We start from the raw sequence: 12645 nt of genomic DNA, 5'->3' as shown, positions 1-12645 counted from the left end.
CACCGAGGCGGCGCCGGCGTCGATCCTCGCGGGTCGGCCTGCTGGGCCACCTAGTGTAAGCCACCCTCCTGAGCGGCGCCGGACTGCACCGCATCCCACGCCCCGCCCCGCGGGCTGGCCTTCGCGGCAGGCATGGCCGATAGTGGCCGACACCCGTGCTTTGCAGGAGCGCCTGCCATGACCGACGCCCATCTCTTCGTAATCGGCATCCTGCTGGCCTGGCTGGCCGGCATCCGTGTCTACCTGACCGTGTTCGGCATCGGCCTGGCCGGCCTGCTCGGCTGGCTGGACCTGCCGCCGGCGCTGCAGGCGACGCAGTCGTGGTGGGTGCTGGGCACCTCCGGTGCGCTGGCGCTGGCGGAATTCTTCGCCGACAAGATCCCCGGCGTGGACTCGGTCTGGGACCTGCTGCAGACCCTGACCCGGATTCCGGCCGGCGCGTTCCTGGCCGCGGCCACGCTCTCGCCCGACGGCCAACTCGGCGCCGGCGCGCTGGCCACCGGCGCGGGCGTGGCGCTGACCAGCCACGCGCTCAAGGCCGGCACCCGCGCCCTGCTCAACACCTCCCCGGAACCGGCCAGCAACTGGATCGCCTCGCTGGCCGAGGACTCGGTGGTAATCGCCGCGCTGGCCCTGGCGCTGGCGCACCCGTGGCTGGCGCTGGCGGTGGTGCTGGCGGCGAGCGTGCTCGGCGCGCTGCTGGTGTGGTGGATCTGGCGCCTGCTGTGGCGGGGCATGCGCCGCCTGCTGGCCTCGCCCGCCCCCGCACCCGGCAACGCCACGCACACGGGCGCCCTGCCATCGTGAACTTCATCGCATAATTGGACGCGCCCCAGGAACCAGACGCGATGCCCGCCAACGACACCGCTCCGCTTTCCCCTCGCGAGGACACCCGCGCGCGTCACGTCCGCGCCGAGACGCCGCCGCCGCACTACTGGCGCCGCTGGGTCGGCGATGCAGCGCGCGCCACGCCCGCCGATGGCGCCTCTGCGGCCGGCATCGCCGATCCTGCGCCCATCGCCGCGACGGCCGACACCACGCCGCCGGCCGGCAACGAGCACGACGACGGCGCGGCCGACGCCAACGCGGCCGCCTTCGTGGTCGCCGACGCCACCGCCGATTCCTCCGCACAGGCTGCAGCCGCCGCGCCGTACCGCGTGTTGATCGTCGAGGACGATCGCGCGCAGGCGCTGTTCGCGCAGAGCGTACTGCACGGGGCCGGCATGCACGCGCAGGTGCAGATGCAGGCCGAAGGCGTGCAGCAGGCCATCGCCGACTATCGGCCGGACCTGATCCTGATGGACCTGCACATGCCGGGGCTGGACGGCATGCGCCTGACCGCGCTGATCCGCCAACAGCCGCAGCACCAACTGCTGCCGATCGTATTCCTGTCCGGCGATGCGGATCCGGAGCTGGAATACGAAGTGCTCGACAGCGGCGCCGACGATTTCCTGACCAAGCCGATCCGGCCGCGGCACCTGATCGCCGCGGTGTCCAACCGCATCCGCCGCGCCCGCCAGCAAGCCCAGCACGGCCACGCCGAGGCGGCGCCGCTGAACAACCCCGAGACCGGCCTGCCGACCCGCGCGCATGTGCTGCAGTTGCTGGACACGACGTTGCGCGCCCACCGGCCCGGCAGCCTGTACTTCATCGAGATCGCCAGCGCGCTCGGCCTGCGCGAGCGCTACGGCTACGCCGCGTTCGAGCGGCTGATGGTGCAGGCCGGGCGCCGCCTGGCCGGTGTCACCGCCCCGCAGCCGCTGGCGCGGCTCAACGACAACAGTTTCCTGCTGCTGGCCGACGACGCCGAGGCCGACGCGCAGTTGCAGTGCGCGCAGCGCCTGCGCAACGCGCTGTCCGGCCATGCCTTCCCGCTGCGCGAGGACGAGGCGCTGCACCTGCGCTGCGCGATCGGCTACGCCGACTTCGGCCATGGCTTCGAGGACGCCGGCAGCGCGCTGGAGGCGGTCGAGCGCACCGCGCTGCAGGCGCGGCTGCAGCCGCAGGGCATCGCCGCCTACGTGCCGCCGCGCGCGGACGAGGACCTGCAGCGCATCGCCATGCTGGAAGGACAGCTGGAACCGGCCTACCAGCCGATCGTCGCCGTCGCCGGCGGCGACATCGCCCAGTACCAGGTGCTGCTGCGCCTGCGCCAGCGCGACGGCAGCCTGCTCTCGGCCGGCCAGGTGCTGCCGGCCGCCGAGGCCGGCGGCCGCATCGCCGACCTCGACCAGCAGGTGCTCGATCACGCGCTGGGCCTGCTGCACCTGTACCAGCACGCCACGCCGCCGCTGCGCCTGTTCGTTTCGCAGTCCTCGCGCACGCTGGCGCGTACCGCCTTCGCCGAGTGGCTGATCGACACCATCGGCCGCCGCGGCGTCACCGGCACCTCGCTGGTGATCGACCTGCGCCTGGACGATGCCCTGGTCCACACCGCCACGCTGCAGCAGTTCTGCGCGCGGCTGATGCCGCTGGGCGTGCAGTTCTGCGTCAGCCAGTTCGAACCGGGCGCGGAGGCCGAGGCGCTGCTCGCGCACCTTCCGCTGGGCTATCTGCGCCTGTCGGCGCGCTTCGCCGGCGCGCATGCCGATCCCGATCTGCGCGACCAGTTGCGCGCCACCATCGATCTGGCGCACCGCGCCGGCCTGCTGATCATCGGCCAGCAGATCGAGCAGGCGCAGGCCGCGGCGGCGATGTGGATGGGCGGGGTCGACTTCATCCAGGGCAACCTGGTGCAGTCGGTCGGCGACCAGTTGAACTTCGACTTCCAGAACGCGGTGCTCTAGCCATGTCCGTCCGTCGACGCCGGCCCGTCCCACGGCCGGCGGCCTTCGCCGCGGTGCTCGCCGTCGCCGGCACCCTGCTGGCGCTGCCGCCGCTGGCGCTGCCCTTGCCGGCGCCGTGGCACTGGCTGGCGCCGGTCTGCATGGCTGCCGCCGCGGCCCTGGCCACCCTCGCCGGCTGCCGCGCGCGCCAGCAGATCGAACGCCTGGATGCGGCGCTGGCGCGTGCCGCGCTGGCCGAGTCCGAACGCAACGCCCTGCAGCACGACGTGCATGCGCGCGAGCGGCTGGAACAGGAACTGCTGCAGGCCAAGCAGGCCGCCGAGGCCGCGGTGCTGGCCAAGGGCGAGTTCCTGGCGACGATGAGCCACGAGATCCGCACCCCGCTCAACGGCATCATCCCGATGCTGGAGCTGATCGGGCGCGGCCCGCTCGGCCTGGACCAGCGCGAGATGCTGCGCGCGGCCAGCACCTCCTCGCTGCAACTGCTGCGCATCGTCGACGACATCCTGGATTACTCCAAGCTGGAAGCGAACCGGCTGGAGCTGGAGATCACCACCTTCAACCTGCGCGAGCCGCTCGACGGCGTGCTGGAGCTGATGCAGCGCGCGGCCGAGGCCAAGGGCCTGCGCATGACGCTGCAGCTGGATCCGGCGGTGCGCCTGCCGGTGCGGGGCGATCCGGTGCGCCTGCGCCAGGTGCTGAGCAACCTGCTCGGCAACGCGGTCAAGTTCACCGCGCGCGGCGGCATCGACCTGGGCGTGCGCCGGCTCGGCGAGACCCCGGCGCAGCACCTGCTGCGCTTCGAGGTACGCGACACCGGTATCGGCATCAGCGCCGAACGCCAGGAGCACCTGTTCCAGGCCTTCACCCAGGCCGACGCCTCCACCACCCGCCTGTACGGCGGCACCGGCCTGGGCCTGACCATCTGCAAGCGCATCGTCGAACTGATGGGCGGGCGCATCGGCGTGACCTCGCGGCAGGGCCAGGGCGCCACGTTCTGGTTCGAGATCCCGTTGCTGAAGGTGATCGGCGATCTGGCGCAGCACCCGGGCGGCCTGCCGCGACTGCATGCGTTGCTGGTCGGTGCCGACCAGCGCCTGCAGCAGCGCCTGAGCGTGCTGCTGCCGAACTGGGGCGTGCAGGTCAGCAAGGTCGATTCGACCCAGGAGGCGCTGGAGCGGCTGCGCGGCAACGGCAACGGCAGCAGCGCGCGCCCGGCCTACGACCTGGTGATCGGCGACCTGGACGGCCTGCGGCAGAGCGCGCGCGCCCTGCAGCGCGCGGTAGCGCGGCTGCCGGCGCCGCAGACTACGCGGCTGATCTGGCTGTATGGCGAGGCCGACATTCCCGAGGAGATCCGCGCACACGGCGCCCTGCTGTCGCGGCAGGCCGCCGACATCGATCTGCGCAGCATGCTGGCACTGGCGCCGGCGACGCCGCACCTGGCCAACGAGACGGTGGGCGCCAGCGACGACGCCGCGGATACGTTCTACCACGACGCCTTCGCGCAGGACGCAGCGGACAGCCCCACGCCCCCTCCCGCCGCGGACGCGGCGAGCGCGATCGCCGACGTCCCGCCGCCGCGCAGCGGCTACCGGCTGCTGCTGGTCGAGGACAATCCGGTCAACCTGATGGTGGCGCGGCGCCTGCTGGAATCGCTGGGCCACCACGCCGACAGCGTCGAGGACGGCGCCGCCGCACTGGCGCAGTTGGCGCGGCAGCCGTACGACCTGGTGCTGATGGACTGCCAGATGCCGGTGCTGGACGGCTACGCCGCGACCCGCCAATGGCGCCAGCGCGAGGCCGAGGCGGCGCGCCCGCGCCTGCCGATCGTGGCGATGACCGCCAACGCGATGGCCGGCGACAGACAGCGCTGCCTCGATGCCGGCATGGACGACTACCTGTCCAAGCCGATCGACCGCGCGCGGCTGGAGACCTGCCTGCAGCGCTGGCTGCCGCTGCAGCCGGCGGCCTTGCCGGCCAGCGCGGGGTTCGCGCCGGAGCCGGCCGTCGCGGACGCGTCCGCGGCCATCGCGAGCGGGCCATCGGCAGATGCGCTCGCAGACGCGATGCACGTCGAACCGCAGGACACCCGCCACGCCGACATGCCCGCGGCCGACGCCGCGGCGGCCACGCCTGCTACGGCATCCAGCCCTACCACCCCGTCGACCGCCCCGATGCCATCGCTCGATCACGCCATGCGCGAAGCTCCCCCGGCCGCGCCTGCGCCGGAACAGGACGTGGCGTCGCGCGTCGCCACCGCGGCGTCGACGCCGCCACCCGCCTCGCCGGAGGCCGACGATCTGGAACCACCATCGGCGGTGCCGGCGCCAGTGCTGGACATCGCGGTGCTGGACGAACTGCGCGACGTCATCGGTGCCGCCAGCGTCGCGCAGATCGTCGAGCTGTTCCTGGCCGATGCGCCGCTGCTGATCCAGCGCCTGGAGCAGGCCGCGGCGACGGCGCAGAGCGACGCGCTGCGCGAAGCCGCACACACGTTGAAATCCTCGGCCGCCAACCTCGGCGCACTGGCGCTGTCGGCGGCGGCCCTGCGCATCGAGTCGGGCGTGCGCACCGGCACGCTGGAGCGCCCGGTGGTCGCGGTCGCCCTGGTGATCGCGGAGTTCGCGCGAGCGCGCCTGGCGCTGAGCGGTTACCGCGCCAGCGTGCGTGATGCCGTCGAGGACAGCGCCGCGCCCTGAGGCGTCCGGAGATCTGAGCACGCTCCATGCGTTTCGCCGTCCACGCCCGCAGAGGATGACGGCCAGGTGGAGCGAAGCGCACGACCTGACGCATGCAGGTTGCCCGCGTAGCGAACGGCGCTTGTCGCTTTCCGGATCCGCCGCGGCTTCTGATGCCACGCGTCGCGGCTGAAGCCGCTCCTACAGCAAGAGCGACGCGGCGCTGACATGGGCGTCGCGATGCGCCTTCCTGACCTGCTCTCGTCGCACGATCGGGGTCTGTGATCGCACATGACTGAGGCAGCGCGATTCAGCCGCTTGTTCGATTCTGGTAGGAGCGGCTTGAGCCGCGACGCTTCACCGACACCGCATCGCGGCTGAAGCCGTTCCCGCTCGTGTACGGCGGGGCCGACGCAGTCCCTGCCTGCAGCAGCGAACACGCTCAATCGCGGCGAGGCCCAGGCCAGCGCCGCGGCATCCTGCACCGACGATTTAGTCGTCGAGCTTGGTCAGCAGGTAGTTCGGCTCGCCGATGCGATCGATCAGGTCGAGCTGGGTTTCCAGCCAGTCGATGTGCTCTTCTTCCGATTCCAGGATGTCCGCCAGGAGCTGGCGGCTGACGTAGTCCTGGATCGATTCGGCGTAGGCGATGCCCTCGCGCAGCGTGACCGTGCCCTCCTGCTCCAGCGCCAGGTCGCACTCGAGGATTTCCTTGGGATTCTCGCCGATGCGCAGCTTGCCCAGCGCCTGGAAGTTGGGGAGCCCCTCGAGGAACAGGATGCGGTCCGCCAGCTTGTCGGCGTGCTTCATCTCGTCGATGGATTCCTTGTACTCGTGCTCGGCCAGTTCCTTCAGGCCCCAGTTCTTCAGCATCTTGGCATGCAGGAAGTACTGGTTGATCGCGGTCAGCTCGTTGTAGAGGACCTTGTTGAGGAACTCGATGACTTTGCTGTCGCCCTTCATGCTGTCGCTCGCGTAGATCCGGAAAGCGCAGACTCTAGCGAATCGCGCCGCGAGGTGAAGGAACGCGAATCGTGATCATCCCGCGCCGCAGCGCGGCGATGGACTCAGGCGGCGCGGGCCAGACCGCCCAGCACCGGCAAGGGCAGTTCGCGGCTCAGCGCGCGCTCGAGCAGCTCGCCGGCCATGTCCAGGCAGGAGCCGCAGGTGGCGCCGCAGCCCGTGCGCATGGTCAGTTCGGACACGCTGCGGCAGCCGGCGTCGGCGGCTTCGCGGATCTGGCGATCGGTGACCCCATTGCAGATGCAGACGTACACGGCGGGCTTGGCGGCGGACGGCGCGGACTGCGCCTGGCGCCCATTCAAACCAAAGTGAGAATGGTTGTCAATTCCGCCCGTTAATCGTTATTAATACGCGCCGCCCAGGGCCCGCCGCGCTTGCGCGGACGCTTGCGCGGCCGCTCATGGCCAGCGGTATTGCCCGGCAACCAGGCCTCCTGGGCCAGGGTCGGCATGGCGCGGATGCCGGCGCCGGCGATGGTCTGCGCCAGCGGCGCCAGATGGCGCAGCGCCCGCGCGTAGACCCCGCGCTTGAACAGCACGACGTGCTCCACCGGGTACCAGAAATCGACCCAGCGCCAGTGGTCGAACTCCGGCGTCTCGGTCAGTTCCAGATTCAGCTGGCTCTCGTCGCACTGCATCCGCAGCAGGAACCACACCTGCTTCTGGCCGATGCAGACCTGGCGCTCGTTGCGGCGGATGGCCCGGCTGGGCAAGCGATATCGCAGCCAACCGGGGGTGGCGCCGAGCACTTCCACATGCTCGGGCAACAGCCCGGTTTCTTCGCGCAACTCGCGGTACATGGCCTCCACCGGGGTCTCGTCGGTGTTCATGCCGCCTTGCGGGAACTGCCAGCCGTCCCGGCGCACACGGCGTGCCCAGAACACCTGACCATCCGGCCGCATCAGCACGATGCCTACGTTCGGTCGATAGCCGTCCGGATCGATCACGATGCGGACTCCTGAAAAATCTACTGGCTCCGACTCTGCCATGGCTGCGGCCGGGCCACAAGCAGCGCAGAAACCCGTTGACAGCCGCCCGCTTCTCCATAAGAATTGGCGGTTCACCAGGGCTATGTAGCTCAGCCGGTTAGAGCACAGCACTCATAATGCTGGGGTCGGTGGTTCGAGTCCACCCATAGCCACCATGGTGTGTACGCCCAAGGCGTGCGATACTTGCAGTCCACATTGCCCCGTCGCCAAGCGGTAAGGCACCTGACTCTGACTCAGGCATTCGGTGGTTCGAATCCATCCGGGGCAGCCAAACAAAAAAAGAAGGCCGATCGCAAGATCGGCCTTCTTTTTTTGTTTGGCGCGGGGTTTGCGCAGGCGCTTCGCGCCTACGCCCCACCTCTTGCTGCGCAAGAGGCGGGCCCCAGCCCTTCCGCTTCCACATCCCCGCGCCTGTCGGCGCGCCCCCTTGGACTCCAAGGGGGCTACTCCACCAGATGGAATGCGGATCGTCGGCAGCAGGGGCGCGCGACCCCGTGCTTGAGGCAGGAACTCCAAGCAACCCCGGATATCCAATCAGGGCGGCGATCGACCAAGTCCTGTGAGCAGATCCAACGAGGCAGAGCCTCGACGACCACCACTGCACCAGCCAGCACAAGCCACACCCCAGAACGACAAAAGCCCGGCCGAAGCCGGGCTTTTGCTTGGTCCCAGCAGGCTCCCGAAGGAGCCCACGCCAGGCGCGATGGATCAGCGCTTGGAGAACTGGGTGGCGCGACGGGCCTTGTGCAGACCGACCTTCTTACGCTCGACTTCGCGGGCGTCGCGGGTCATGAAGCCGGCCTTGCGCAGCTCGGTCTTCAGGGTTTCGTCGTACTCGACCAGCGCGCGGGCGATGCCCAGGCGGATCGCACCGGCCTGGCCGGTGGTGCCGCCGCCGGTGGCGGTGACCAGGATGTCGAAGCTTTCGGTGTTCTTGGTCAGCTCCAGCGGCTGGCGCACGATCATGCGCGCGGTCTCGCGGCCGAAGAACTCGTCCAGCGGACGGCCGTTGACGGAGATGTTGCCAGTGCCCTTGCGCAGGAACACGCGGGCGGTGGAGGACTTGCGGCGGCCAGTGCCGTAGTTTTGCGAAATCGCCATGATTAGATATCCAGAACCTGCGGCTGCTGAGCGGCGTGCGGATGCTCCGCACCGGAATAGACCTTGAGCTTGCGGTACATCGCGCGGCCCAGCGGGCCCTTGGGCAGCATGCCCTTGACCGCGATTTCGATCACGCGCTCCGGGTGGCGCTCCAGCGCCTGCTCCAGGCTCTCGGTCTTCAGGTTGCCGATGTAGCCGGTGAAGCGGTGATACTTCTTGTCCTTGAGCTTGTTGCCGGTGACGACGATCTTCTCGGCGTTGATCACCACCAGGTAATCGCCGGTATCGACGTGCGGGGTGTAGACCGGCTTGTGCTTGCCGCGCAGGCGGCGGGCCAGTTCGGTGGAAAGCCGGCCCAGCGTTTTGCCGGCGGCGTCGACGAGATACCAGTCGCGCTGGACGGTCTCGGACTTAGCAGTGAAGGTGCTCATGATCAGACTCGGTTGGTCGGGCGGATTCCTGCAGCGAACGGCCGGAACTTTGCCACGCGTTGTGAATTGCAAAAACGCAAGAGGCGAAATTCTACGTGGCCCGGCCGGCCGGCGCAAGTCCACCCATGACCGGCGGAGATCGGGCAGGCGGCGCGCTTGGCAGTGCGCCGGCCGGGGGCGAAAATCGGGATCCCCACCGCTTCCGGGCTTCCCCCATGACGACCAGCCGCCAGCATTCCCCGCTCGATCGCGCCCTGGTCGAGGCCCAGCGCGCGCTGGAGACCGTATTCGGCGACCCGCCGGCGCATCGCCCCTACCCGGCCGCGGCCACCGCCGATGTGGTGCTGGCACCGGACGAGCGCCGCCATGCCGCCGGCCTGATGCGCATCAACCACGTCGGCGAGGTCTGCGCCCAGGGCCTGTATTTCGGCCAGGCCGCGGTCGCGCGCGATCCGGCCACCCGTGCGCACCTGCTGGAAGCGGCGCAGGAAGAGACCGACCACCTGGCCTGGTGCGCGGCGCGGCTGCGCGAGCTGGACAGCCGCCCCAGCCTGTTCAATCCGCTGTGGTACGCCGGCAGCTACGCGATCGGCACCCTGGCCGGCCTGCGTGGCGATGGCTGGAACCTGGGCTTCGTGGTCGAGACCGAACGCCAGGTCGAGGCGCACCTGGACGAACACCTGCAGACCCTGCCGCCGGCCGACCTGCGCAGCCGCGACGTGCTGAAAGTGATGAAGGCCGACGAGGCCCGCCACGCCGAGCATGCCGAACAGGCCGGCGCACGGCGCCTGCCGCCGCCGATCCCCACGGTCATGGCCGCCGCCTCGCGGCTGATGAAGGCCGTCGCCTATCGGCTGTAGCCGCCCGCCGGTCGGGCCGGCGATGGGCCGACTGGCATTGCCGGCCAGATGGGGGTAAAGTGAACGAACGCTGACTGATTCCACGTCGGCGCACGCCGTTCCGGCCGCAGCACCGCCATGTGCCGCAGCCACCGATGTACCCGTGCCGAGCCGCGCCCGCGTGCGCTCCGCCTGCCGACTGCCATGCCTGCATCCACGCTCCACCTGCCATCGCCCCGCACCCGCTGGTTGTCGCGCCTGCTGTTCGCGACCCTGTTCGCGATCGGCGGCGGCACCCTGTTGCACCACCTGCTCGGCGATTACCGCCAGGCCAGCGCGATCCTGCGCGACCATTCGGTGGCGACCGTGCCGGTGATCGCCGACGGCGCCTTCGGCGTGCAGACCGAGCCGCTGGTGCGCTACCGCTTCCACTATGTGTTCGAGAGCAGGGGCCGGCTGCACAGCGGCGCCTTCGAGGCCAGCGGCGCCGAGGCCGCGCCGCTGCTGCTGGACGGCGCCACCGTCGAGATCGCCTACGCCAACGCCGACCCCGCGCGCTTCGGGCGGCTGGACCAGTTGCAGCATGCCGGCAACCTCGGCAGCGTGTTCACCCGCGCGATGATCGCGCTGTCGATCGCCGCCCTGCTGGCGGTGGTGGCGCACCGGCTGCTGATCGGCCGGGTGCTGACCCGACGCCGCATCGCCGCCGCCTGAGTTCCTGCGCGCGCCGCTCAGTGCGCGACCAGTTTCAGGCCGATCACCCCGGCCACGATCAGGCCGATGCAGGCCAGCCGCGCCGGCGAGGCGCTGTCGCCGAACAGGACCACGCCGAGCACGGCCGTGCCCAGCGCCCCGATGCCGGTCCAGATCGCATAGGCGGTGCCCAGCGGGATGTGCTTGAGCGCCTGGGTCAGCAGCCACAGGCTGAGGCCGGCACCGGCCATGGTCCCCAGGGACGGCCACAGCCGGGTGAAGCCTTCGCTGTACTTGAGGCCGAGGGCGAAGCCGATCTCGAACAGGCCGGCCAGCAACAGGTAGATCCAGGGCATTGTCTTTCTCCGTAGACAAATGAAAACGAAAACGGCCCGATGTCTGCACATCGGGCCGCCGTCGGCAGGGGTCGCAGCGCAGGCTGCGGGCGGGTCGTCCCGCCGGTGTGGAGGCTGCTTACTCGGACAGGTTGCGCCCGTGGAACAGCTCCTCGATCTCGCGCTTGAGCAGCGCCTCGATGCGCATGCGCTCCTTGAACGAGAGGTTCTTGGCCTTCTCCTCGAACAGGTACTGGTCCAGGTCGAAGTCCTTCAGGTGCATCTTGGTGTGGAAGATGTTCTCCTGATAGACGTTGACGTCGAACATCTCGTAGCGCGACTTGACGTTCTTGGCCAGGAAGTTCTGGATCGAGTTGATCTTGTGGTCGATGTAGTGCTTCTTGCCCTTCACGTCGCGGGTGAAGCCGCGCACGCGGTAATCCATGATCACGATGTCCGATTCCAGGCTCTCGATCAGGTAATTGAGGGCCTTCAGCGGCGAAATGACGCCGCAGGTGGCGACATCGATGTCGGCGCGGAACGTGGCGATGCCGTGCTGCGGATGGGTTTCCGGGTAGGTATGGACGGTGATGTGGCTCTTGTCCATGTGCGCGACCACGGCATCGGAAATGATCTCCTTGCCGGCGGCCTTCTTGTCGATGACCGGCTCCTCGGAGATCAGGATCGTCACCGAGGCGCCCTGCGGATCGTAGTCCTGGCGCGCGATGTTGAGGATGTTGGCGCCGATGATCTCGGCCACATCGGTGAGGATCTGGGTCAGGCGGTCGGCGTCGTACTGCTCGTCGATGTACTCGATGTAGCGCTGGCGCTCCTCTTCGGAGATCGCGTAGCAGACGTCGTAGATGTTGAAGCTCAACGCCTTGGTGAGGTTGTTGAAACCTTGCAGCCTCAGGCGAGGCAACGGCTTGACCACGGCGTGGATCCTCTGGAAGTGGGTGGGGAAAGACACTCAATTATGAGCCAAATGGCTCCGCTGCGAAACGTGGCGCCCGTCTCTTGTTTGCCGCCGCGAACGCGTCCCGTTAAGCTTCGGGAATTACGCCGTAGCGAAGCCGCCATGAGCCCCGGAAACACATCCACTGCAGCACCTGTGCGCATCGCTCCAAGTCCTCTGACGTTGGACACCGCCACCATCGACCGCTTCCTGGCCCACAGCCACCGTCGCCGCTATCCGGCGCGGACGGATGTGTTCAGGCCTGGCGACCCGGCCGGCACCCTGTACTACGTCGTCAGCGGCTCGGTCAGCATCATCGCCGAGGAAGATGACGACCGCGAGTTGGTGCTGGGCTATTTCGGCAGCGGCGAGTTCGTCGGCGAGATGGGCCTGTTCATCGAGTCCGATCAGCGCGAGGTGATCCTGCGCACCCGCACGCCCTGCGAACTGGCCGAGATCAGTTACGAGCGCCTGCATCAGCTGTTCCTGGGCTCGCTGTCGTCCGATGCGCCGCGGGTGCTGTACGCGATCGGCGTGCAGCTGTCCAAGCGCCTGCTGGACACCTCGCGCAAGGCCAGCCGCCTGGCGTTCCTGGACGTCACCGACCGCATCGTGCGCACCCTGCACGACCTGGCCCAGGAGCCGGAGGCGATGAGCCATCCGCAGGGCATGCAGTTGCGCGTGTCGCGGCAGGAACTGGCGCGGCTGGTCGGCTGCTCGCGCGAGATGGCCGGCCGGGTGCTGAAGAAGCTGCAGGTCGACGGCATCCTGCATGCCCGCGGCAAGACCGTGGTGCTGTACGGCGCGCGCTGA

The 12645-nt window shown here is 69.3% G+C and carries 13 protein-coding genes and 2 tRNA genes; 8 read left to right on the top strand and 7 right to left on the bottom strand.

Going from position 1 to position 12645, the window contains the following annotated elements; translation table 11 throughout:
- Positions 1-177 precede the first annotated feature (177 nt).
- Genes AC1G9L_RS02035 through AC1G9L_RS02025 form a run of 3 tightly spaced genes read left to right on the top strand, consistent with a single transcriptional unit; the run spans position 178 to position 5488 of the window.
- Entirely contained in the window at positions 178-807 is a 630-nt protein-coding gene (locus AC1G9L_RS02035) for a DUF4126 domain-containing protein (RefSeq protein ID WP_481070176.1), read from the top strand.
- 41 nt (positions 808-848) lie between these two features.
- Positions 849-2786, top strand: coding sequence for an EAL domain-containing protein (locus tag AC1G9L_RS02030; RefSeq protein ID WP_481070175.1), 1938 nt, complete (start codon positions 849-851; stop codon positions 2784-2786).
- Between the two features lie 2 nt (positions 2787-2788).
- Entirely contained in the window at positions 2789-5488 is a 2700-nt protein-coding gene (locus AC1G9L_RS02025; protein ID WP_481070174.1) for a hybrid sensor histidine kinase/response regulator, read from the top strand.
- Positions 5489-5959: 471 nt separating this feature from the next.
- On the opposite strand, the gene bfr is transcribed toward AC1G9L_RS02025, so the two are convergent.
- The 3 genes from bfr to AC1G9L_RS02010 all read right to left on the bottom strand — a co-directional run bounded on the left by bfr (position 5960) and on the right by AC1G9L_RS02010 (position 7436).
- Positions 5960-6430 (bottom strand): bacterioferritin, encoded by a 471-nt coding sequence (bfr, locus tag AC1G9L_RS02020; RefSeq protein WP_019799694.1) that lies wholly within the window; start codon positions 6428-6430, stop codon positions 5960-5962.
- Between the two features lie 104 nt (positions 6431-6534).
- A complete protein-coding gene (locus tag AC1G9L_RS02015) occupies positions 6535-6744 on the bottom strand; it encodes a (2Fe-2S)-binding protein (protein WP_481070173.1) in 210 nt (69 codons plus the stop codon).
- Positions 6745-6824: 80 nt separating this feature from the next.
- On the bottom strand, positions 6825-7436 hold the full coding sequence (locus AC1G9L_RS02010) for an RNA pyrophosphohydrolase (RefSeq protein WP_010341422.1): 612 nt from the start codon (positions 7434-7436) through the stop codon (positions 6825-6827).
- 120 nt (positions 7437-7556) lie between these two features.
- On the opposite strand from AC1G9L_RS02010, the gene AC1G9L_RS02005 reads away from it, so the two are divergent.
- Positions 7557-7633: transfer RNA gene (locus AC1G9L_RS02005), tRNA-Met, on the top strand.
- Positions 7634-7674: 41 nt separating this feature from the next.
- A tRNA-Gln gene (locus AC1G9L_RS02000) sits at positions 7675-7749 on the top strand.
- A gap of 437 nt (positions 7750-8186) precedes the next feature.
- Here AC1G9L_RS02000 and rpsI read toward each other — a convergent pair.
- Both rpsI and rplM read right to left on the bottom strand, forming a co-directional pair.
- Entirely contained in the window at positions 8187-8579 is a 393-nt protein-coding gene (gene rpsI, locus AC1G9L_RS01995; protein ID WP_010341421.1) for a 30S ribosomal protein S9, read from the bottom strand.
- A 2-nt stretch (positions 8580-8581) separates the two neighbouring features.
- Complete coding sequence (gene rplM / locus AC1G9L_RS01990; protein ID WP_010341420.1) at positions 8582-9010, bottom strand: 50S ribosomal protein L13; 429 nt, start codon at positions 9008-9010, stop codon at positions 8582-8584.
- A gap of 215 nt (positions 9011-9225) precedes the next feature.
- On the opposite strand from rplM, the gene coq7 reads away from it, so the two are divergent.
- Entirely contained in the window at positions 9226-9870 is a 645-nt protein-coding gene (gene coq7, locus AC1G9L_RS01985) for a 2-polyprenyl-3-methyl-6-methoxy-1,4-benzoquinone monooxygenase (RefSeq protein WP_019799696.1), read from the top strand.
- Positions 9871-10053: 183 nt separating this feature from the next.
- On the top strand, positions 10054-10563 hold the full coding sequence (locus tag AC1G9L_RS01980) for a hypothetical protein (protein ID WP_234006518.1): 510 nt from the start codon (positions 10054-10056) through the stop codon (positions 10561-10563).
- A gap of 17 nt (positions 10564-10580) precedes the next feature.
- Here AC1G9L_RS01980 and sugE read toward each other — a convergent pair whose 3' ends face one another.
- Together sugE and speD are read right to left on the bottom strand one after the other, a co-directional pair.
- Positions 10581-10898, bottom strand: a complete 318-nt coding sequence (gene sugE, locus AC1G9L_RS01975; RefSeq protein WP_019799697.1) for a quaternary ammonium compound efflux SMR transporter SugE — start codon at positions 10896-10898, stop codon at positions 10581-10583.
- A 118-nt stretch (positions 10899-11016) separates the two neighbouring features.
- Complete coding sequence (gene speD, locus AC1G9L_RS01970) at positions 11017-11811, bottom strand: adenosylmethionine decarboxylase (RefSeq protein ID WP_017910332.1); 795 nt, start codon at positions 11809-11811, stop codon at positions 11017-11019.
- Between the two features lie 144 nt (positions 11812-11955).
- On the opposite strand from speD, the gene crp reads away from it, so the two are divergent.
- On the top strand, positions 11956-12645 hold the full coding sequence (gene crp / locus AC1G9L_RS01965; protein ID WP_010341415.1) for a cAMP-activated global transcriptional regulator CRP: 690 nt from the start codon (positions 11956-11958) through the stop codon (positions 12643-12645).

Source organism: Xanthomonas sp. NCPPB 1132, from assembly GCF_056629235.1.
This window is presented reverse-complemented; position numbering and strand designations above follow the sequence as displayed.